Genomic DNA, 23,006 nt, shown 5'->3' on the forward strand with positions numbered 1-23,006 from the left:
TCATTTTTATTAATATTCTCATCTGTTTTGTATTTAATCCCCCTCATTGCACAACAGGGAATAGGAGCTTCTGGTTTTTGAGCCAGAACATATTCTCCTCGGTGATGAGCTCCATCCCTATTTCCACCTGCTCAGGAACGCTCTTTCCAGAGGCGGCTTGAAGGGCATGCTTAACGCTGAGATAGCCCATGCTGAACGGATTTTGGACGATTAACGCTTGAAGCTGATTTTCCTGCAGCAGCTCCAGCAGCTCCGAGGAGCTGTCGAAGCCAACCAATTTAATCTTCTCGCCAGCCTGTCTGTGCTTCAGCTCGAGCGCAGCGCCGATGGACGTCTCCGTATTCAGTGACAATACTCCGTCCAGCTTCTGCTTATCCAGCATGCTTCTGACTGCTGCTTGGCAAGCTCCGTATTCTTCGGAACAGTACTGGCCGTCTACTAGCCGAACGCCTGGATAATCCGTGACCGCATCACGGATTCCCTTCTCTCGAAGCTTCCCGTTAATGCCTCCTTTGCTGAAGGCAATAATGGCTACGTCTCCCTTTCCTCCGAGGCGATCGGCCATCTCGCGCATGGCTGCTTTCCCGGCAAGGTAATTGTCCGCTCCGATGTATGAATCGATATGGCCTGACGTAAGCAGACTATCTATCGCAATAACCGGAATATGGCGTTTGGCAGCTTCGATGAGAAATGGCTCAAACGCAGAGTCCGCATTCGCTCCCAGTACAATTGCGTCAGGCTTGGTCTCCAGCGACTGCATCGCTGTCTGCAGCTGCCCGTCAATATCCCCTTCATCGGCAGGCGCGGATACATGCAGCGTTATACCGAACTCTTTAACGGCTGCTTGTGCGCCCATTGTGACATTTTTCCAATAGTCTCCTTTGCTTGTTCGGAGAATGAGCTGGATCGTTTTCCCCGCCTCCTCCTGCTGAGGCTCCTCGGGACCAGGATAAAGCGCGGAATACAGCAAGCATAATGCCACAAGAAAGAGCAGCCAGCTTACAATCATGCTTTTATGTTTCACCATTAAGACTGCTCCCCTCCGTCGATTTGAATAGGCGTAAGCGCAGGGAAGCGAATCGTTATCGTTGTTCCCACCTCAAGCTCACTCTCGAACTGAAGCCCATAGGCGTCCCCAAAGTATAGCTTGATTCTTTCCTTTACGTTGGTAATGCCAACGCCTGAGCCCTTCGAGCTCACAACCGTTCCCGCTTGGATCTGAGAGAGCTGCTTCTCCGACATGCCGAGCCCGTCATCTTTAATTTGGATCACGATTTCACTGCCTTCAAGCCGCACTGAAACGGCAATATGCCCTTTGTCTACGGAAGGTTCGATCCCGTGCACGAGCGCGTTCTCAATTAGCGGCTGGACAATAAGCTTCAAGGTCGGATGAACCAGCGCCTCGTCCTGCAAATCAAAGGAGTAATCGAATTTATTTTTGAACCGCATCTGCTGAATGATGAGATAGTTGCGTGCGTGCTCCATCTCATCGGCAATCGTAATTAGGCTCTTGCCTTTGCCGATGCTGATCCGGAATAGCTTGGACAATGCCGTAATCGTCGTAATGACCTCTTCATTCTTGTTCATGCCCACCATCCGTACGACCGTATTGAGCGTGTTGTACAGGAAGTGGGGATTAATCTGAGCCTGCAGCGCCTCCAGCTCATATTTGCGCTTGCTTTCCTGCTCTGACACGATTCGGACCATAAGCTGCTTAATGGTGCCCATCATCGTATTGAATCGATCGGCAAGATGCTTGATTTCAAGAGGCCCCTCATCGCTGAACGCTTTATCAAAGTCACCTCGTTCCACGCTTTTCATAGATAGCTCAAGCCGTTTGATCGGCCTAGAAATCCGGCGTGCCACCAAGCTCGACAGCAAGAATACAATGAGCACTAGCGCGATGAGGAGCTTCGACATCGAGCGGTTTAGCTCCCAGGTTGTCGTCATGACTTCATCCATGTAGGACACGCCGACGACCTTCCAACCGACGTTACCGATGGTCTGGACGCTGATCATCTTGGCTTCCTCGGACGTTTCGTCGATAAAGCTGCCATACGTATGCTTAAGCGCAAGCTCGACATTTTCTTGTTTCAGGTTTGCATAAATGAGCTCAAGCTGCGGATGATACACGATATTGCCCGCCGATTCATCCAGCATGTACACGTAGCCCTTCTTCCCCAAGCTAATTCGCTCGGACAGCTCATCGATCGTACTGAAATTGACGTCCATCAGCAGCACGCCATTCACCTGCTTGCCGTTATGCTGAACGGTAATGCTTTTGCTCATGGATACGACCCACCTGTACTGCTGCTTGTACAAATTTTGCACGTGGGGCAGCGATATCGATAGATGTCCGGCTGTATCCATCGCGCTCCGGAACCAGCCTTCCTCCGAGATTTGAAGCGTTTCTTTCAGCTCTACGTTCGGCAAATCCAGCAGCAACTGTCCCTTATCGTCAAAGAGAACTAGCGATACCGTATCGGACCGCGTAGACATCATCGACTCGAGCTGCTGGCGCATCATATCCGATTCCACATTCTCGCTTTGACCGAGCGCATGATGCATCATATTGAACAAATCGGACGTAACCTCAACATAGTTTTCGAGGTTATAGCTGACTTGATCTACGATTTGCTGCGAATTGCGAAAAGCGTTGTCCTTCGCGGTTGCCGAGAAGCGGCCGAACAGAAGAACGCTGACAATCAGAATAATAAAGATGGAAAACAGCGTGAACGATACCGTTAGAATGAATTGAATGCTTCTGCGCTGCATTACTCCTCCTTCTCTGCCGGACTGCTTCGATATTCCTTGGCGGATACGCCGGCATATTTCTTAAAGCTCAGACTGAAGTAATTGGGATCCGCGAAGCCAACCTTCTCGGCAATCTCGAAAGCTTTCAGCTCCGTCGTGCGCAGCAGCTCCTTCGCTGCTTCCATCCGCAACTGCAGCAAATACGCACCGAAGGTGAGCTTCAGCTCTTTTTTGAACAAACCGCTGAAATACCCTGCACTGACATGCAACTGCCCGCATACTTTGGCTATCGACAGGTCGCTTTCATGGAAATGGCCTTTCGTATAGCTGATCGCGTCCTCCACGATTTGTTTGTAGGTATGCTGTCTGCGGCTCGCAATGCTTCTGCGGACTTTGGCGCACATCTCCCCGAACCAAATCTTCGTCTCCTGCGGGCTGTTCAGCTTCTGGTATTGGTTTAGAATCCCCCATCCTCCGCCGATAACGTCATCCTCATCCGTTTCCAGCACCTTAGTCAGCTTAATGATCGCAGTTACCATCTCCAGCAAATAATGCTGATAATCGGGGACTGAAGCCTGCACGCGCACGATTTCGTCGAATAGACCATCAACGACCTCCTCGAGCTCCTTCTCCGTGCCAAGCTTCACCGCACTGATCAAGCTCCGCTCCTTCGATTCATCGAAAAGCAGCTTCTCCTGGACGCGTTTCTCCATATCGTCAATGCAAATAATCATATTGCTGCCAAGTATCCGCCGATAATCCAGCGCCACCATCGCTGCCTCGTAGGCATATTTCAAGTTACCGAGCTCTCTGGTGAACGTGCCCACGCCAATCATGACCGGGAACCGCAAAAACCGTTCAATGCTTTGCAGAATCTCCTTCAATGCAGTCTGCGTTTCCTCCATCATCTGTGCTTGATCGCCATCCGGACTTACCGTGAACAAAACAACCTGATCCTGATGGATAAATACTTTGCCAAGCTCATGCCTTGCCCATATTTCGCTCGCGATGTTGCTGACCGAGAAAAGCTTCAGATCCAAATCCGTCGATGACGCCAAGGATATCGATGGCTTAGCGCCATTTTGCTCCGTCTGCTCGTCCGAATGATGCACCGAGATGATGGAAACGACATAACCTTCTCCATCCAGCTGCATGCCATACTTCCTTGCTTTCGCCGCGATATCGAGATGCGGCTGCTTTCGCGTAATTAATGAGGATAAAAACTTCTCCCGAACGATGGGGAGGCTAGTGCGGTAGTGCTCCTCCAACAGCTCGACATTGCTCCGCTGTTCGCGTTCCTCGTCCATCCGCCTCGCTACCTCCACAACGGTATCGGTCAGCTGTTTCGCTGAGAACGGTTTCAAAACGTAAGCCTCTACTTGCAGATGAATCGCTTGCTTGGCATATTCAAACTCATCATGACCGGATAAAATAACGATTCGCGTAATCGGATACGCCTTTCTAGCCCATTCCGACAGCTCGAGTCCATTCATATAAGGCATGCTAATATCGGTAATGAGCACATCGGGCTCCATCTTTTCGAATAATTCCATCGCTTCCTTGCCGTTCCCGGCCGTTCTGACCTCCGTGAAGCCGCAGGCCGTCCAATCGATCTCAACCATTAACCCTTCCGTCACTTCCGGCTCGTCGTCAACGAGCAGCAGCTTATACATGTGGCTCCCCCTAAAAAGCTTGCTATGGGCATGGCGCAGGCCTGCTGCCTGCATCCCGCCAATTCCCATTTTGCCATAGATTTCGCAATTGTACATACAGAAACCTTTGATCAAGGTAACCTCTGCTCATCCATTGCCTTATTATGCAAGTACAATGAACGAAACATACGGGTTTCGCTGCACGAAGAAAAGACCGATCTCCTTCACGCAGGATCATCGGTCTTCTTGTATGGGTAAGTCAACGAGCCACATTAGAGCTCAGTCCAAGTCACCGTCAACTGGACAATGTCTTCTTGAGGGGAAGCTAACGGGCCGCCGATCATAGACCAGCTATGTTTTTTCTCGGTATTCATGCCTTGAATGATGAGATTGTTATCGTCAATGGTCTGGCCTGCCTCATCCAGCTTCTGTGCATTAAAATAGTCTTTGTACGTTTTGGTGACGGACGCCATGCTCTCTTTGGTTGAAAAGATAAGCAATACCGACTTTTTGCCATCGGTCTCCGAGGAATGCGCCGTCGTAATCTCCGCATCCTGCGGCAGCGGAAAGTCCTTCGGCAAATACGCAGGAACCTTCTCCGCTCCAGTCGTATCGGCTACCCCCGTTTCGTTCCCGTTCACGGCGGGATCATCTGCTTGGCCCACAGCGTTTTGAGATGATGTTTCTAGCACGTTCTCGCCATTTGGCTCGCTCGGGTTATTTTCTGCAGCGGCATTGCTGCATGCCCCTAAAGCCATAACCAGTGCAAATGACATAACCGTATGACTCCATATCTTCTTTTTCAATACGTCAACTCCCTCTTCGCAGTTAGGCTCCCAGGTGTCTGATCAAATGTACTACCCTCCTATCTATTACCCCTCAATGAGCGTATGAAACGTTTATCCCATCCATTCCTGCTGCTGCATGACCCGACATTAAAAACAGCAACGATATTCAACGGTCGTGCAAAGAACCGAATGCTTAAGCATAACGATAAGAACAGCCCGCGGATTACCCACGGGCTGTTCTTATCAGAGATATGATGATTGCCGGTGCAGCTGCCTTGGAGCACTTTCCTATCGCTAGCAAACGTTTTCTCGCTTAATTAACGCCCTTTAGACCCCTTCTACTGATTCTGCGGCTGAAGAATCTCATGAAGGAACGCCTCTGCAATAGCAGGGTCGAAATGGCGACCGCTTTGTGCTTTAACCTCTGTAATCGCCTCAAGCGATGTCCATGCTTTTTTATAAGGCCTCTCATGGGTAAGCGCGTCATAGAAATCGGCAAGAGCCACGATACGCGCTTCAATGGGGATTTCTTCGCCCTTTAAACCTTGCGGATAACCCGTACCGTCCCATTTCTCATGATGCGATCTCGTAATGACTTCCGCCATCCGCAGCACATCGAAGGAGCTGCCTTCCAATATGCTTGCACCGATCAAGGTATGCAGCTTCATTTGTTCGAATTCGTCATGCTCGAAACGGCCAGGCTTCAGCAGGATATGGTCGGGTATACCGATTTTCCCGATATCGTGGAGAGGCGCGGCTCTGGCAATTAGCTCGACCTGCCATTCGGGGAGGCCCAAACGGCTTGCGATGCGGCTCGATAGCTGTCCTACCCGCTGCGTATGCATGCCGGTCATGTCATCGCGGTACTCCGCGGCACGTCCAAACAGCTCAAGTATTTCAAGCTGAGCCTTCTCCAGCTGTTCCGTGCGCTGCTTGACCCGCTCCTCCAGCAAAGCGTTATGGGATTGGAGCTGTTTATGAAGCTCACGCGTTTTAAGTAAATTATTAATGCGCAGAATAACCTCCGTACGGTCATACGGCTTTGTCAGAAAATCATTCACGCCTGCCTGCAACCCTTCTTGCCTGGCCTTCGGCGTGACGTCCGCGGTCAGCATCAGTACGGGCAAATAGTTGTCATGCCCCGTCTGCTCCCGAATCAGCTTGAGCGCCTCGATGCCATCCATTCCCGGCATATGCAGATCCAGCAGTATGATATCTGGATCAATGTCCTTCAGCAGCTGCAGAATTTGATGCGGATCAACCGTGCTGAATACGTGCTCGAAGCCAGCCCTGCCGAGAATTCGCTCGAGCAAGCTGATATTATATTCCTGATCGTCTACAATTAAAATTTTGGCTTGGTTCGGAGCAATTTGAGCCACGTTCGTCCTCCGTTCAGTTAATGCTCTCTGTTTGCAATAGAAGATTTATTTTACCTAGCAATCGATCCAGCACGACCGGCTTCGTGTCGAAGTCGTCGCAGCCTGCTTGGTAGGCCTTTTCGTCATCTCCCGCCATGGCATGCGCAGTCAGCGCTATAACGGGTATGCCCTTCAACTCCTCCGAGCTTTTGAGAAACCGGGTAGCCTCCCAACCATCCATGACCGGCAAGCTCATATCCATCAGAACAAGGTCGGGACGTTCAGAGCTAGCTAGCTCAACGCCCTGCTGGCCATCGTTAGCCGTAATGACGACAAAGCCTTTGCGAGTCAACCTCCGACTCAGCATATCCCGGTTCATCTCGTTATCCTCTACTAGTAAAATCTTATACATATAGCGGTCCTCCTTTAGCTGGCTTGCGCTTATTGCCGTATATAAGAGTGAATGGTCTGCATCAGGGACTGAGGGTCGGCAGAGCAACTCTGAATAATATGATTCAAATAGTGATATAGCTTTTGCCTATCAGCCGGCGCCATGTTTTCCTCCGTCAAGAGTACGACCGGAACCGGACCCCGCTTGTCCTGCTTTCTCCATTCCTCTAAGAAAGCAAGCCCATCCATTCCCGGCATCATTAAATCAAGCACAATTAGCGAAGGCTTTACCCTCCCCATACAAGCCAGCGCAATGACACCGTTCCGCGCTTCGCATACGTTATAGCCTTCCATGCGAAGCAGCCTCGCTGCTTGCTCGTTTGGCGACTTATCATCCTCAATGACCAGCACGGTATGCTCCGCGCGGTTCACGGCATAGTGATCCATAACGGCGATTACCGACTCGTTTTGAATCGGTTTTTCGAGAAACTCAGCGGCACCAAACGTACGGCTGGACTTTATATCCTCTCCCATGGACCAGATTACAACGGGAATAGCTGCCAATTCGGAATCGCTCTTCAGCTTATTCAGCACGTCCCATCCGTCGGTGCTTGGCATAAGAATATCCAGGCATATTACCTTTGGCTTCTGCTCCTTTGCCAGTCGCAGCCCCTCTGCTTCACTGCCTGCAAATGACAGCTCCCAGCCTGTTTCAGCCAAATAGGCCGCGATCTCCTCCCGATTTATCGCTTTGTCGTTGATAAATACAACCCGGACCGGATCTTCACGCACTCGCCGAGATTCGACCTCCTCATCGAACACCCCGCCATCGTCCGCGTCAGGAGGTGAGCCGGGAAGCCAGCACGTAAAGGTCGTGCCTAAGCCAAATTCGCTTTCTACGCTTATATCTCCGCCCATGATTTGACTAAAGCGCCGGCTGATCGCAAGTCCCAAGCCGGTACCCCCATATTTCCTCGTCGTTGAAGCATCCGCCTGCGTAAAGGGTTGAAACAGCTTCTCCAGCTGATCCGGCGTCATTCCAATTCCCGTATCCTTAATGCGGAAGGAGAAACCGAATCGCTTTCCTCTCGATTCCTTGTATACATCGAATGAAATAGAGCCCGCATCCGTGAATTTATTGGCGTTGCTGAGCAGATTAATGAGAATTTGCCGCAGCTTGGTCACGTCGGAGGTGATGACCCCCTCCTCCTTGCAATCGGTTTGAAGCTTATTCCCCTTGCTTTCTACTAGCGGCCGAATCGTCGTCATGACATCTTGAATCAAATCGGGCAAGCTGTACGATTCCAGATGAAGCTCCATCTTGCCTGCCTCAATCTTGGAAATATCAAGAATATCATTGATTAAAGCGAGCAGGTGATTGCCTGCTTTGTTGATTTTGGCCAAGTCCTCGGCAAAAAAAGATTCCCCCAGCTCCTCCGCTTCCTCCTGAAGCATCTCGCTGTAGCCGATGATCGCATTAAGCGGCGTACGCAGCTCATGACTCATATTCGCCAAAAACTGGCTTTTGATCATATTCGCTTTGATAGCTTCGTCATGCGCTTTGGCCAGCTGCTTTGTCCGTTCGGCAAGCTCGGTCTCCGCTTTGACCCGATCCGTAATATCCGTACGGATCGAAATGAATTGCCGCGGGCGGCGGTCATCATTAAGGAACGGCACGATGGTCGTATGCATCCAATACTCGCTGCCATCCTTGGCCCGGTTCTTGACCTCGCCTTTCCAGACCAGCCCTTGCTTGATCGTCTCCCACATCTCTTTGAAAAAGGATTTGGGATGGTACCCTGAATTGATAACCCGATGTGTCTTGCCGATTAGCTCTTCGCGATCATACATTGAAATTTCGCAAAACTTTTCATTGGTATATGTGATGACGCCTTTGTCATCCGTAATAGCCACAATAGACGAGGCGTCCAGCGCGTTTTCAATATCATGCAAATTTTCCATGGTATGAAGCAGTTTAATTTCATTTTGCTTGCGGGCCGTTATATCTGTCCCTATGGAAACATATTGGTAGACGACGCCTTGATCATTCACAATCGGCATAACCGTCATGCTTATCCAATATTCGGCGCCATCCTTGGCTCTGTTTTTCATTTCTCCTTTCCATACGAGCTTTTGGCTGATCGTTTTCCATAAGTTTTGGAAATGGGCTGCAGGATGGTAACCCGAATTTACCGTACGATGGCTTTGTCCGATGATCTCATTGCGGTCAAACTTGGAAATCTCGCAAAAATAATCATTCACATAGGTAATCATTCCATTGTCATTCGTAATCGAAATAATGGAGGATAGCTCCAATGCCGTTAATGCATGCTTTACATCTTTAAGTTCCGTTAACATCTGCTTCTCCTATCCAGCTCATGCTGTCCGCTAAGTAGTCAACCATTATGCATGCCTAAGAAAGATAAGGCCTAATCTCAGCCAGCAAGGACTGCGGATTAAAGGCTCCCTTCTGAACGATATTTTTCACGTATCCGCTTAGCTTCCGTTCATCTTCAGGCGTAATGCTCTTCGCCGTGAGGACAACTATCGGTATGCGCCTCCATGCCTCCTGCTTTCTGAGCTCTTCTATAAATTCAAAGCCGTCCATCTCCGGCATCATTAAATCTAGCAAGATGAGCGCAGGCACTTCCTTCTCCACGCTTGCCAGCGCTACGACACCGTTGCTGGCTTCACGAACGGTATAGCCTTCTTTTCGCAGCAGTCTCGCCACCAGCTCGCTTGCCGACGTATCATCCTCGATGACTAGAATCGAGTGCTGTTCGCGGATGGCAATATATTTGTCCATAACGGTGAGGAGCTGCTCTCTCTGAACCGGCTTCATCAGAAACTCAGAGGCACCCAGCGTGTACCCCAGCTGCCTATCGCTCGTCATGGACCATACGACAACCGGAATATCGGCCAGCTCCGGATCGCTCTTAAGCGCGCCAAGCACGCTCCATCCATCCATGCTAGGCATGAGAATGTCCAGGCAAATCACTTTAGGCTTCAGCATTTTGGCTAGCCGCAGCCCTTCCGGCCCGTTCTCGGCAAAAGCCAGGTTCCAACCCGTTTTGGCGAGATAACGCTGCATCAAATCACGGTTAAACGCTTCATCGTCAATGAGCAGTATGCTTACATGCCCAGCTTCTTCCTGCGAAAGCGATGCAGCATCCTTGATTAGGGACGGTATTGCCGCAAGCGCAACAGAAGGCGAGCTTGGCAGCCAGCACGTAAAGGTCGTTCCTACGCCGAATTCGCTCTCTACCTGAATGTCCCCGCCCATAATTTGACTGAAGCGCTGGCTGATCGCAAGCCCCAGCCCCGTTCCGCCGTACTTTCGCGTCGTAGAGGCGTCTGCCTGCGTAAAGGGCTGGAACAGCTTGGCCAGTTGAGCCTGCGTCATCCCGATTCCTGTATCCCGGACGCGGAAAGCGTAGCCAGACTGCCCGCCCCTTGCTTCACTGCAAGCCTCGAAGGTAATCGAGCCAGCCTCCGTAAATTTGTTGGCGTTGCTCAGCAAGTTGATAAGAATCTGCCGCAGCTTAGTCACGTCGGCCTGAATAATCCCGTCTTCCTCGCATTTCAATTGCAGCTCGTTGCCTTTCGCCTCTACTAATGGACGGATCGTCGTCATGACATCCTGAATTAATTCCGGCAGCCTGCTGTTTTCCAGATGCAGCTCCATCTTGCCCGCCTCGATTTTGGAAATATCGAGAATATCGTTAATAAGAGCCAGCAGATGGTTTCCTGCTTTGCTGATTTTGGACAAATCGTCTACGAATGAGGCCTCTCCAAGCTCTTCTGCCTCCTCTTGAAGCATCTCGCTATATCCGATAATCGCATTTAGCGGCGTGCGCAATTCATGGCTCATGTTCGCTAGAAATTGGCTTTTGATCAGATTCGCTTGAATCGCCTCGTCATGAGCTTTCGCAAGCTGTTCCGTACGGACTGCTACCAGATCCTCCAAGTGCTCATTTAACGCAAGCAGCTCCTGATTCATCAAATAAATTTCGTCCGACTTCTGCTGAAGCTCCGAATCCTTATACGCGAATTTTCGCGAGATATAAATGCCGATTATGGATAAGGCGAGCGTAACGAGCGTCCCTGTTGAAATGTAATAAGCAAGCCATTTCTGATTAAGCACGATGCCCGTGGATAAAGCCGATGCATCCATTACATGGAATTGAGCCCCCGCCATTCCCGTATAATGCATGCCGGCAATTGCAGCCCCCATTAACAGAGCCGCTCCCAGCTTCATCCACTCGCCTGCGTTTCCTATGACCTTACGGAAATAAATCGCCAGCAAAAGCGCTGTAATCGACGCAGCAATGGCTATTGCAATAGACAGCGTGAAGTACAGCGGGTCATATTCGATGTTGATCCGCATCGCAGCCATTCCGATATAATGCATGGCCGATATGCCCAACGCCAGCAGCAGGCCGCCAAAAAACACATGCTTGAACCGGGGCTCTGGCCGTCCTATGATTAGCAACGCGATAAAAGAACCCGCAATGGCGGCGAGTACCGAAACGAATACGGTGCTTAAATCATAGCTGACCGGCTCAGGCAAAGAGAATGCGAGCATCCCAACGAAATGCATCGACCATATCCCCATGGCCATAGCGATTGAGCCGAATAGGAGCCACCCCCATCGTTGTGCCCCTTTGGCAATGCTTAATCGCTCCACCATCACTAGAACGGTATAAGAGGCGACCACGGCAACGAGATAAGAAACGGCTACTAATGTTGAATCATGTGAACCATGAAGATGATTCATGGCGGACCCCCCTTTCGTGCAATTCTTTTTTCTATAACTAAGCGTGAAGCCGCTGCTGCAGCGCTAACGACAATTGATTCAGCTGCCTAATGGCCTGATCAACCTGCTCAGACTCTTCAATCTGGCGCTCGCAAGCTTCCGTAATCTGCTCTAGAGCAGCCATTCCTTCCTCGATCACCGCAGTGATGTCATGCATTTCGGCTGTTACTCCCGATGCCCCGTCCCTCACGCGGCTCTTCATTTCCATGCTGTCGTTCGATGCTTGAACAGCATGGTTAATCTTGCTAAGATTCGATTCGATTAACTCGATTGAATAAGCTTGATCGCCTAGGCCCCCGGTCATTTCCTCGCATACAAACCGCATCTGCCTATTCGTATGCGCAGCTTGATAGGAGGAGCGGAGAATCGTATCCGAAGTATGACCGATTTGCTTGGTAAGGCCGCGAAGCTCATCAAGCAATTGATTGAGTTTTTCTTCCTTATCCCTTTTCTCCTGCTCCAGCCGCTCGGTAATCGCCTGCTTGGATCGGATTTGCCAAATTTTCGCCCCGGATATAGCGGATAAGAAGGCTATATGCATGAACGCCTTGGAGGCTTCATAATCCGCGGATCCGAGCAATATCTCAGAAAAAAAGAAATAGCCTGCCGCATGCTGCACCGCAAATATAAAATTCGTCAGAAGAACGAGCCGGATATCATCATAAGAAGCAATCACGGCAATAACGATAAAGGCTGAAAAGTAGTAGGCAGAATGCCCGCCGCTCCCGCTGATGATCGAAATACTCGAAAACGATAACGTTAACGTATGAAGCCATCGCAACAGCATATGGTCTTTTTTCATTAAGAAAACGGAGTATGCCAGCATAAAGCTTATAAAAGGCAAAATGATCGGAATAGCCTCGCCCATTGCTTGTAGAGTGAGCATTCCGTGCATATCCTGCCACGGATTCATCATTCGTGTCGGCGGAAATATGATTACGCTGAGCAAAACGGCTGCACCCGAGAACCACAGCATGAAGCTGTTCTTCCTATCTAACATGAACCAGGCACCTTTCTCGATGGATTCCAAATCTTTCTACACGATCTGATTGTACAACAACCTAGCTGAAACAATTCTGAAACTGCTTGTCCCACGACAAAAAGCCATCCCCCGGAAAGGATGGCAACCTTGTATATTTCAAGCTTTTTATTCCGCAAACCCTTTGCGTCTCCAGTCCTGAAACCAGCTCTTTACTTCAGCCTGCGGCTTCAGAGCCAGCTCCTTATTCAACATCGCATGCAGCAGCTCATACTGCTTCTCGACCGCGAACCGATCGCCTAACCGATCATATAGCTGCATGAGCTCAAAATATACGCCTTCCTCGGTAGGCACTATTTGCTGGACACGCAAATACACCGTTATGGAGCCGGTTATCTGCTCATGCGCGTCATGGAAAGCAACAATCAGTCTCGCATGCTGAAGCCAGCTGTTACGCAATCGGATCTTTTCGGCTTCTGACCAAATATATTTATATTCATCCAGCAGATCTCCGCGGTAAAGTGAAAATACGGCGATATGCTGCTTTAGGGTTTCGCATGTCAAATCAGGCAAGAGCTGCCGCTCATTCTCCCATTGCTTATAGTCGAGTACGGTTCCCTGCAGGTCCAGCATGTATCCTTCGTCTACATTTAGAATTTGAATGGGGATTCCCTCTGCCTGCAATAGCTTCCTGATCTGATAAATGGCCGTATACAGCTGGGTAACCCCTCGTTTCCCGTCGATATCGCCCCATAAATCCGCAATAATCAGCTGCTTCCGTACCGGCTGGCCGCAGTTGTACAACAAATATGTGAATAGCTCCTGTGCCTTAAACGTTTTCCAACGAAGAGCAGCCGGCTCCTTTCCTCCTCTTTCGAACTGCAAGCTCTTGAAACAATGTACTTTCACCGAATGGCTCAGCGCTGCGGATGACGGAGCCGTCTCGTTCGACAGTTTCAGGCGTGCGAGCGTTTTTTGCAGCCGTTCCTCACTCACGGGCTTCAGTATATAATCCAGGGCATCCATTTCAAACGCTTGGATCGCGAATTCATCATAGACGGTAACAAATACGATTTTCATATGCGGCAGTACCGTGAGTATGCGCTCGGCCAGCTCTACGCCGCTCATCTCCGGCATTTCAATATCGAGAAAGACGACGTCCGGGAGCTGGGTGCAAATCGCATTTAATGCAGTCTTCGGGTTCCTGTACTTTCCTATTACTCGAATATCGCTAAACCGTTCGATTTCTTCAGCCAAATGCGTCAGCGCCAAAGGCTCGTCATCTACCACTATCGTCTTCATAAATGCCCACCTTTTCAATCGGCAGCCGGATCTGTACCTCTGTCCCAAGCCCAGGCCTGCTGTTAATGACCAATCCGAACCCGAACATTTGCTTCAAGCGCCTATCTATATTCCGTATGCCCAGCCCTCCGGAGGCTGAAGATTGGAGAATGCCGTCCAGCTTCTCTTGGCTCATTCCAACGCCATTATCCTTGACGGTAATGACGACATAGCCGCTATCCTGCGTAATGTGAACATCGATGCGCCCGCCTTCCGCCCTGCGCATGATGCCGTGTCTCACTGCGTTTTCCACTAAAGGCTGGATCGTTAGCGGGGGGACCTTGAATCTGATTCCGGCCTGTACGCTGATCTCAAAATCCAGCCAATCCTCAAATCGTATTTTTTCAATATGAAGATACGAATTCACGAGCTTATGCTCCCTTTCGAACGGAATTAGCGGCTCCGAATTGTCGAAGCGGAAGCTTTCTCTTAAATAATGGCCGAAATCCGTCAGCAAGCTCGCCATTTTCTCCGGCTGCCGTTTGCTGAGCGCAACGATCGCATTTAGCGTATTAAATAGGAAATGAGGTTTTATTTGCGCTTGAAGAAAAGCCAGCTCCAATTTGATCCTCTCCCCCACGGAATGCTTCAGCTGCAGCAAGGTTCTGACTCTGACTCTAAGCTCCGAAGCCTCAATTGGTTTGGCTAGAAAATCATTTGCCCCCGCTTGGCTCGCTATAATCGCGTAATCAGAATCCCTCGCATTCGTTAGCAGCAGGATCGGAAGCTCGAATAGATTATGCTGTTCCCTTATTCGTCTGCATAGCTCAATTCCCGACGTGCCCGGCAAGGTGCGGTTTACGATCATGAGATCGACCTGACCGTTTCTTTGCGTATGCTGCAGCGCATCTTTTGCGTTTCGTACAGCAGTCACTTGATAGTTGTCCAAAGCTAGAATGTTCATTAACAATTTCAAGTTAAGCGTATCGTCATCTACGACCACAACTTGAATCGTTCCAAGTGCTTGTCCCCATTCAAGCTTTCGTATACGGGGTCTTTCTTCTTCATTCCGACTATCGTAGGCGGCTTCACCCATCCACCCATTCTGCTTTCCCAGCTCTGAAGCAGCGGCAATCTCCTCCATCGCCAGCGATTCCGGGGCAAAAGGCAGAAGGATCTCAAACGAGGCTCCTTCCGAACTACCCGATCTAACGAGCAAGCTTCCCCCATGCAGCTCAATGAGTGCTTTGATCAGCGTCAGCCCGAGCTCTCCTCCCGTTTCGGCGAATCTCAGGCTATTCGGATCCTCTTGAAGAGCATGGACCGGTTTGGTCTGCTGCGCGTTGGCAAGCCCGCTGCCATGCATCGTTATTTTTATTTTTATTTCTTGCTGGAGCGGCTCGGCATCCACTCTGATCGTCCCGTCCACGGTAAGGTTAATGGCATGGCTTATTAAGCCCGTTAAGATTTGGTTCAACCGCTGCTCGTCGGCAAGGACAAAAGGAAATGATTTGTGTTCCATCTGATTAATGACGGATATCGAATCGGTAAACACACGGAATCGAAGCCGATCGATGACCTCCTCCACCATGATGGGCAAATCCAGCGGCCTCGCATGCAAAATAATCCCTTCTTCGCGCCATCTGGAGAAGTCCAGCAGATCATCGACTAATCTCCGCATCGTCCATCCTACGGATGCGACGAGGCGCAAATCATGTACTTGGGCGTTGTTCAACTCGCTGTCAGATTGCAGACGGGCTTCGACAATGCTGATAACCGCGTTTAACGGTACAATCATTTGCTCCGAGATGCCGGCCATAAACTTATTTTTATTCCGGTCCGTCTGTTTGAGCTTCATAGATAGTTCTTTTGTTTTCCGATAGGTAAGGAAGAACTGATTCAGAAAGATAAGCGAGAACGCCATGCTGAAGCCGACCACTTGGATAAAGTATAAGAAGTTCGATTCGCCGAAACCAAGCTGGATCAACATATTAAGAAATGCGTTCGCGCCAAATAGGCAAAACGCTATAAATGTATATCTCACCTGCTCGTCGCCGTTAAGCAAGGCACGCAGCAATACGAATATGACGTAAGCATATAGGAAAACCGTTCCAATCAGCCACACCGGAATGATTTGGGAAATGACGGGCAATGGTGCCGCCATGATGACGGTTGCGAATACCGCTGAGCAAATGAGCAGTACTCTCGCAACCCATGTCCTGATATTCTGTTGGTGCTGTTTATAAACAAACATAAACATCCCTAAATTCACACCCAGTATGGAGAGCCAATAGAAGCTGACGATAGAACGGTAGGGAATGCTCGGCAACAACCAAATCAACCATCTTGTCCCTTGATTCGTAACGAGCAGCGCGCTGCACATAAAAAACAGCCCTAGATAAAGCCAACCGTTGCGAGGTGACTGTGTATGAATAAGCGTAAAAAACATAGCCAGCAGCATAAATACGGCAATCATGCCGAATTCAAATGCCGAATCCCGCTGCTGCTCGCGCAGGACTGCCTCCAGCGAGCCTACTTGAATAGGTTGAATAATTCCACCGCTGGGCTTAAAGTCGAAGTTCGCTACCTGGACGAAGATATCAAGCTCTGTCTCCCTGGTTTCCCTGACCGCTATGTAAGGCTCGACATGCGGAGTGTAGGTTGTCCGGCTCATTGAAACGGTTCCGCTTGAGCCGATCTCCTCTCCATTGACGAACAAACGATGCGAAGAACGTATCAATGGCACCCGAAAGCCCAGCATTCCTTGTTCTTTTGGAGCCATTAACACCCGAAGCCGATAGGTTCCGTAGCCAAGCGACTCATCGAACATTTCAAAAATGCTTTCATTCTTCCAATTCCCTGGTACTAATACGGTTGCAAAAGCAGGCGACGACGATAAATCATCGGCTGCGCTAACGAATAGGTTCGGATAAAACTGCCATTCCCCAGACAGGTTGAGCAGTTCTTGTTCTTCCAGCTTCAAGCCCCTAACGTCCATAATCCCCTGGCTTGCTCGTGGCTGATCCCGCGTATGCATAATGGATTTCATGTTCAACGAGGCAAGCAGCAGGGCAATGACGCACATGATCCATATGTACTTGCGATCCATTCTTATCCCCTTCTCTATGCCTGCCTGCAGCAATCGCTTTATAGATGGTATTATAACGTATTTCAACGCTATCGACCGTGCTCTTTTCTCCAATTGCAAGCCATGAGGGTCTAGCTTATCCCTTATGAATCTCCTTTGTTGCTGGCTATTTCTTCGTTATCTTGTTATATTACCTTAGGTGAGTTTCGAATCTTGTTTTTGATGAGAGCTCCTTAGACTATAGAACGCGCAGGTGACGAACATGATTGAGGTAAAAACTTCTAAGCTAAGCGATGGAGAATTCAATAGAGGCGTATTTGCTACATGCGACATACCGCAAGGAACTTTATTTCACGAGGCACCCGTCATTCCATACCCGAATGAAGAGCATGAACACATAGAGAAAACGTTGCTTGCTGATTACGTGTTTGAGTATGGAGAGCACCATACGGCCCTCCTGCTCGGATACGGTATGCTGTTCAACCATTCTTACACCCCTAACGCCCATTACGATTTGAATTTCGATAACCATACGGTCGACTTTTTTGCCTATACGGATATTGCTGCGGGCGAAGAGATTCTAATCAATTACAATGGCGAAGTTGAAAACGACGATCCGCTCTGGTTCAACGAAGGCAAGGAATAATCAAAAAAAGAGGCTGCTTCCGGATATTGCCGGAAGCAGCCTCTCTGTTTTTAAATGGAATGCCTGTTAAGGGTTTTTAAGCAAAACCGCCATTCACCCGAATGGTCTGCCCTGTCATCCAGCGTGATTCCTCGCCTGACAGAAACAACACGACGCTTGCAATATCATCCGGCTCGCCCAAGCGTCCAAGGGAATTCATATTGACGATATTTTGGATTTGCTGTTCAGACTTCCCATCCTTGAACAGCTCTGTATTAATAGGACCCGGCGCAACCGCATTAATCGTAATGCCTTTATGTCCCAGCTCCTTCGCAAGCTGCCTCGTTATTTGTTCCACCGCGCCTTTCGTAGCCGCATACGCGCTGTAAGCCGGGAACATCATGCCGTTCACCGAGGTGGAGAAGTTGATGATCCGTCCGTTTGCATTCATATGCATAGCTGCCTGCTGACACGCAAAATAGGTTCCTTTTACGTTAATGGCAAACTGCTTGTCGAAATCGTCTTCCGTCATGCTGACAAGCGGCTTGGTAATCATGACCCCCGCATTGTTGACGAGAATATCGATTTGCCCGAACGTCTCCAGCGTCTTCCGGAAAAGCATCTCGATATCGGCTACCCGGCTAATATCTGCTTGAATGGCTGCTGCTTCGCCTCCCTGCTCCATGATTACGGCAACGACTTCCTCCGCTTTCGCCGGGCTGCTTGCATAATTAACGATAACCTTCGCGCCGCTGCGCGCTAACTCCTCCGCTATTTCCCTGCCGATCCCTCTCGACGCGCCTGTCACTAAAGCTACTTTGCCTGCCAATTTATGTTCCATTTCATTCATGCCCCCTCAGGTGTCCTGTTCTTAAATCGATTATATACGCCCCTCATGCAAATATCAAGTGACAATATCGTATTTTTGTCATTAGTTACATGCGTTCCTTTTCTTTTAACTTTCCCTTTGCGTAAAAAAACAAAAGCCCCTTCGATGGCTGCCATCAAAAGGACTCAATTTTAATTTGCATATGATGATACGATGCCCGAGAGCAGCAGTCCCCACACGAGCTCGAATTGCTCATTCGCTTGCTCGGAGGACCATTCCGCAACATGCGCGGGATGATGAAAACGGGACGTTGCCATAAAGATGGCATTCGCGGTCTTTATGGATGAGCCTGACTTGAATTCCCCTGTCCTTATGCCCTCTTCGATAATCACGGCCATTTGCCCAATTAATTTATCGACATGCGATGCAATGATTTCAACCGCATGTAAGGTAACCTCGGCATACATGGCGAACATCTCTGCATCCTCAGCCGCAAATTTACGCTTGCCTGCGATTAAAGCGTCCAGCCATAACCGAAGCCTGTCCGCTGCGCTTCCGTCCTTAATCGCTGCGATATCTTCAAGCGGCGCGGCGACGGATCGGTGCAGCCAACGCTCCGTGACAGCTTCGCGAAGAGCCGCTTTGCTCGCGAAATGGCGGTATAGCGTACCATGGCTGACTCCGAGCACCTTCGCCACGTCGACCACCGACGTTTTATCCGGTCCGAAGCGCCGGAGAACCTGCTCTGCCGCGTCTAATATTTGTTCCTTGCTAAGCGGTAAATCATTTGTCATTATGGGCCGCATATAACGATTGCCAGCTCCCTCGCGAGAGTAAGGCCATCCATCATGCTGCGTTTCCCCCCTTCAACGCTTTGGTTCTATACTATCATTCGCCTTTTCAGATGACAATGTTCATACTTTGTAATCAGTCATTTGAAGGGTTATTAGAATGATAGCAGCATCGAGGATTATGATTAAAGCATTCCCTTATTTTATGAATGAAATGTAGTCCATCTTACTGTTGACCTGCAGCAGAAGCTGCTCCGCCATATATTGCGCTGAATATTTAAACCTTGTTTCCGCCCAGTACATAATGACGCCAACCGTCGCAGACATGCGGTAGCTCAGCATGATCTCATAGTCCATGGGAGGATTGCTCTCCGCCATTTCAATATGCATCACCGTCCTCATCGACTCCCTAAGCACATCCACGAGCTCGAGTCCCAGCCTTCTATCCACCGATAGCAAGGCCATGAATTCATCCTTATGCGTTTCAATATGCTCAAACAGCTGCAAGCTGGACGGATATATTTCGGTTGCCCCGACTCGTTCCATTCCTTCATAAGGTATTAACAGCGTTTCCGCAAAGCCTCTCACAAAGTCTTGACGAATTTCGCGGAGAAGCTCTTCCTTTCCAACAAAATGGTTATAGAAGGTTCCGCGGTTGTAGTCCGCCCGCTCCGTTACGTCAAGAACGGTGACGAGCTCGTAACCCTTCTCCAAAACAAGCGCTACGAACGCCTCCTTAATGGCCTGCCGCGTCCTTCTTATTCTTCTATCCGTATGGGCATCCGTCGTCATTGCAATCCGCCTCCTTTACACATGCTGTTCATATTATAGAACATCCGACTGCAAATTCGCGAAGCGATCTGCCAAATCTCAGCTTGGAATACGGAATAGCAAGTAATTCAACATTTTAGCTTATAACGTCCAATTTCTCTAACATAACCGACGATCCCTTTGTATCCGTTGGATACATGACATGAGCCGCTCTGCTGCTCATTGTCCATCGAACCGTCCGGGCGTATGCTGAATATATAGCAAGTCTGATACAAATCCACGAAAAGGAAGCGATATATAATGAGTCAAACGCAACCAAAAACAGCTGTCATAACCGGTGCTGCCGGAGGCATTGGCAAGGAGCTCGCACGCCGTTTAGCGGAGCGTGGAATCAACCTGGTGCTCGTCGATTTGAACGCGGATGCTTTGCGCCAAACGGTGGACGAGCTTGGGCTGAATGAGGATCAAGCACTGATCGTAGCAGCAGACGTATCCAAGGAAGAAGATGTGCAACACTATGTAAACAAAGCGGTCGAGCGGTTTGGGACCATTGATTATTTCGCCAATAATGCCGGTATCGAAGGACCATCCGGACTCGTAGAGGAGCAAAGCGTCAAGGCGCTTGACCTCGTGTACAACGTTAACGTCCGCGGCGTTTTCCTAGGTCTTCATTATGTCATTCCCGTGATGAAAAAGCAGAAATCGGGCGCGATTCTAAATACGTCCTCGCTTGCCGGGTTAATGGGGGCGCCGGGAATGTCGCCTTATATTATGTCCAAGCATGCGGTTATTGGCCTCACGCGCGTTACAGCCAATGAGCTCGCACCCTACGGCATCCGCGTCAACGCCGTTCTTCCCGGGACGATCAATACGCGCATGATGCGCCAAATCGAAGAAAACTCCGGCAATGTTGCAGACTTTAAAGCTGCCAATGAAGCGGCAACGCCTATGGGCCGATACGGCGAACCGCAAGAGGTTGCCGCTGTTATGAACTTCTTGCTCTCCGACGAAGCATCTTTCGTAACGGCATCCCTCTATACCGTAGACGGCGGCATGATTGGGCAGTAAGCGAGGGTTCGGCATTCTCCCCATACTTCTCAAATAAGACTCGCCAAGGCGGATTCGCGGCATTGCTTGCGAACCCGCCTTTTCGCCGCTGCCTTAGTAACCCTCATAAATCCGGCAAATTGCCCGATTGTGTGCCTACTCGGAAAGGCGTGGTCACATCTTTGTAATTCATCATCATGCTCATGCCCATAGAAGCATGCATCAGATTATGGCAATGGGCCATCCATAACCCCGGATTATCTGCTTTCAAATAGATGACTGAGCTCATTTGATGTCAATGATACCAGGATGTGCCCGGAGAAGCGGCTATAAACGTATAGGTAAACGGCTCAGTCTTCAACTATATTTATTAATCAATCAATAACAAAATTCAATTCTTTATTGCAATACGGTTCGAAAACACGCCTCATGCTTTTCTCGCCATATAGGCAACCTGTGCTAACCAAGCCTTTCTTGTCTCTTCGTCCGAACGCTGTATGGCATCAAAAACAACATGGTATAACAGCTCGAAGCCGCAGTATTCAAAAATGCCTTTATCAGAGGTGAGTCGCAGCGCTTGATCGAGCCCGCTTGCGGCATATTCGGCATTCGATTTGCCCTGCGTATGGATAACGACCGCCTTCTTTCCCTTCAATAGGCCAATTTGCTCGCCATTCACGTATTTGTAGGCAAACCCATAGGTGAACACGCGCTCAATGTATCCTTTCAGAATAGCAGGCAGCCCCGTCCACCAAATCGGATAAATAAAGGTTACGACGTCGGCCCATTTCAGATGCTCCTGCTCCTGCTCAATATCCTCCGAAATACCTCCTATAATCTCGCTGCTGCTGACAACCGCCTGGAAACCAAGCGCATACAAATCACGGATGACCACCTCATGTCCCTTTTCCCGAAGGCCGTTTACAGCCGTTTCCAATATCGCATGGTTAAAGCTTTCTTTTCTAGGGTGCGCGTATACGATTAAATGGTTCATGTTATTTCTCCTCTCGAATGGGCAAGCATTTTTTTCAACTTTTTAGAATAGCGGTAAAATACCAATCAGGAACGAAACGTATAACTATGACGATGCCATAGCAATAACCTTCTTTGTTTACTATTGATTGATCAATAACAAATTAAGTTTTAAGTATTTAATCATTTTATGCCAACAAAAGATTTCATTGTAATTAATCAATCAATAACTCGTTGTTAAAAACCAAGCAATCCTTGGCTTAATCCTCCACAGCCATTAATTCAGGTAATGACAGCGCCAATGAAATGTTGCATAGCATCCCTCTTGCCAGAAAAATAAGCGTTTTCTCCTGCGGCCGTTCGAGTCCGGCGTTTTTGAAAGCCGTGTACACGATTTGCTGGATTTCACGAAAGCCGTTCTGCATGGTCTGGGTGATCGCTTCTTCTTTGATTGTCTGTGCTTGCATTTGAAGCAGCGTTTCATTCTGGTAATCGTCCATAATTTTCACGTACGCTTGAACGAGCTCATGCTCCAGCCGATCAGGGCCTGTCGTCGCAATAACGGAGCGAAATGCGTCAAAAATGCGAGTCCAAGATACTTCTAACGCTTCCTGCAGAAGTGCTTCCTTCGTCGAAAAGAAGCGAAATACGTAGGGCTGAGATATTTGCGCACGTTCTGCCACCTTCGCAGTCGTCGCCCTATAATAGCCAATTTCCGCGAATACCTCAATCGCAGCAGAAACAATTTCCGTTCGACGATTAGCGGAGGTTGATGATGCTTTCGACATTCAATAGCCCACCTTTACGTACCCGTTTGTTTAGTAATTGATCAATCACTAAACATAGAATACGCTATATGGTCATC

At 49.3% G+C, this 23,006-nt stretch carries 19 protein-coding genes; 2 read left to right on the forward strand and 17 right to left on the reverse strand.

Annotated elements, in window-relative coordinates; all coding sequences use genetic code 11:
* Window positions 1-43: 43 nt before the first annotated feature.
* From AC0YN3_RS22840 to AC0YN3_RS22890, 11 genes are all read right to left on the reverse strand, one after another.
* Window positions 44-1,027 carry a substrate-binding domain-containing protein gene (locus AC0YN3_RS22840; protein WP_475777259.1) on the reverse strand — a complete coding sequence of 328 codons (984 nt, stop codon included), beginning with the start codon at window positions 1,025-1,027 and terminating at the stop codon, window positions 44-46.
* Window positions 1,027-2,775 (reverse strand): cache domain-containing sensor histidine kinase, encoded by a 1,749-nt coding sequence (locus AC0YN3_RS22845; protein ID WP_475777260.1) that lies wholly within the window; start codon window positions 2,773-2,775, stop codon window positions 1,027-1,029. Before AC0YN3_RS22845 ends, AC0YN3_RS22840 begins: the two co-directional genes overlap by 1 nt.
* Window positions 2,775-4,427, reverse strand: coding sequence for a response regulator (locus AC0YN3_RS22850; protein WP_475777261.1), 1,653 nt, complete (start codon window positions 4,425-4,427; stop codon window positions 2,775-2,777). Before AC0YN3_RS22850 ends, AC0YN3_RS22845 begins: the two co-directional genes overlap by 1 nt.
* Window positions 4,428-4,678: 251 nt before the next feature.
* Complete coding sequence (locus AC0YN3_RS22855; protein WP_475777262.1) at window positions 4,679-5,212, reverse strand: hypothetical protein; 534 nt, start codon at window positions 5,210-5,212, stop codon at window positions 4,679-4,681.
* A 320-nt stretch (window positions 5,213-5,532) separates the two neighbouring features.
* Entirely contained in the window at window positions 5,533-6,573 is a 1,041-nt protein-coding gene (locus AC0YN3_RS22860; RefSeq protein WP_475777263.1) for an HD domain-containing phosphohydrolase, read from the reverse strand.
* Window positions 6,574-6,586: 13 nt separating this feature from the next.
* A complete protein-coding gene (locus AC0YN3_RS22865; RefSeq protein WP_475777264.1) occupies window positions 6,587-6,964 on the reverse strand; it encodes a response regulator in 378 nt (125 codons plus the stop codon).
* Window positions 6,965-6,993: 29 nt separating this feature from the next.
* Window positions 6,994-9,300, reverse strand: a complete 2,307-nt coding sequence (locus AC0YN3_RS22870) for a PAS domain-containing protein (RefSeq protein ID WP_475777265.1) — start codon at window positions 9,298-9,300, stop codon at window positions 6,994-6,996.
* Window positions 9,301-9,355: 55 nt separating this feature from the next.
* The gene (locus AC0YN3_RS22875) at window positions 9,356-11,719 is read right to left on the reverse strand and encodes a response regulator (RefSeq protein WP_475777266.1); all 2,364 of its coding nucleotides are present in this window, start codon (window positions 11,717-11,719) and stop codon (window positions 9,356-9,358) included.
* A gap of 37 nt (window positions 11,720-11,756) precedes the next feature.
* A complete protein-coding gene (locus AC0YN3_RS22880; protein WP_475777267.1) occupies window positions 11,757-12,758 on the reverse strand; it encodes a hypothetical protein in 1,002 nt (333 codons plus the stop codon).
* Window positions 12,759-12,905: 147 nt separating this feature from the next.
* The gene (locus AC0YN3_RS22885; RefSeq protein WP_475777268.1) at window positions 12,906-14,039 is read right to left on the reverse strand and encodes a response regulator; all 1,134 of its coding nucleotides are present in this window, start codon (window positions 14,037-14,039) and stop codon (window positions 12,906-12,908) included.
* Window positions 14,017-17,127, reverse strand: a complete 3,111-nt coding sequence (locus AC0YN3_RS22890; RefSeq protein ID WP_475777269.1) for an ATP-binding protein — start codon at window positions 17,125-17,127, stop codon at window positions 14,017-14,019. Before AC0YN3_RS22890 ends, AC0YN3_RS22885 begins: the two co-directional genes overlap by 23 nt.
* A 241-nt stretch (window positions 17,128-17,368) precedes the next feature.
* On the opposite strand from AC0YN3_RS22890, the gene AC0YN3_RS22895 reads away from it, so the two are divergent.
* Window positions 17,369-17,752: an SET domain-containing protein gene (locus AC0YN3_RS22895; RefSeq protein ID WP_475777270.1), complete on the forward strand. Its 384-nt coding sequence runs from the start codon at window positions 17,369-17,371 to the stop codon at window positions 17,750-17,752.
* A gap of 76 nt (window positions 17,753-17,828) precedes the next feature.
* Here AC0YN3_RS22895 and AC0YN3_RS22900 read toward each other — a convergent pair whose 3' ends face one another.
* From AC0YN3_RS22900 to AC0YN3_RS22910, 3 genes are all read right to left on the reverse strand, one after another.
* Entirely contained in the window at window positions 17,829-18,572 is a 744-nt protein-coding gene (locus tag AC0YN3_RS22900; protein WP_475777271.1) for an SDR family oxidoreductase, read from the reverse strand.
* Window positions 18,573-18,751: 179 nt separating this feature from the next.
* Window positions 18,752-19,354 (reverse strand): TetR/AcrR family transcriptional regulator, encoded by a 603-nt coding sequence (locus tag AC0YN3_RS22905; protein ID WP_475777272.1) that lies wholly within the window; start codon window positions 19,352-19,354, stop codon window positions 18,752-18,754.
* Window positions 19,355-19,549: 195 nt separating this feature from the next.
* Window positions 19,550-20,143, reverse strand: a complete 594-nt coding sequence (locus AC0YN3_RS22910) for a TetR/AcrR family transcriptional regulator (RefSeq protein ID WP_475777273.1) — start codon at window positions 20,141-20,143, stop codon at window positions 19,550-19,552.
* Between the two features lie 279 nt (window positions 20,144-20,422).
* On the opposite strand from AC0YN3_RS22910, the gene AC0YN3_RS22915 reads away from it, so the two are divergent.
* The gene (locus AC0YN3_RS22915) at window positions 20,423-21,190 is read left to right on the forward strand and encodes an SDR family NAD(P)-dependent oxidoreductase (RefSeq protein WP_475777274.1); all 768 of its coding nucleotides are present in this window, start codon (window positions 20,423-20,425) and stop codon (window positions 21,188-21,190) included.
* A 103-nt stretch (window positions 21,191-21,293) separates the two neighbouring features.
* On the opposite strand, the gene AC0YN3_RS22920 is transcribed toward AC0YN3_RS22915, so the two are convergent.
* The 3 genes from AC0YN3_RS22920 to AC0YN3_RS22930 form a co-directional block, all read right to left on the reverse strand.
* Window positions 21,294-21,458, reverse strand: a complete 165-nt coding sequence (locus AC0YN3_RS22920; protein ID WP_475777275.1) for a multicopper oxidase domain-containing protein — start codon at window positions 21,456-21,458, stop codon at window positions 21,294-21,296.
* A gap of 138 nt (window positions 21,459-21,596) precedes the next feature.
* Complete coding sequence (locus AC0YN3_RS22925) at window positions 21,597-22,163, reverse strand: NAD(P)H-dependent oxidoreductase (protein ID WP_475777276.1); 567 nt, start codon at window positions 22,161-22,163, stop codon at window positions 21,597-21,599.
* Between the two features lie 238 nt (window positions 22,164-22,401).
* Window positions 22,402-22,929, reverse strand: coding sequence for a TetR/AcrR family transcriptional regulator (locus tag AC0YN3_RS22930; RefSeq protein WP_475777277.1), 528 nt, complete (start codon window positions 22,927-22,929; stop codon window positions 22,402-22,404).
* Window positions 22,930-23,006 lie beyond the last annotated feature (77 nt).

Source organism: Paenibacillus sp. J22R232 (assembly GCF_056269165.1).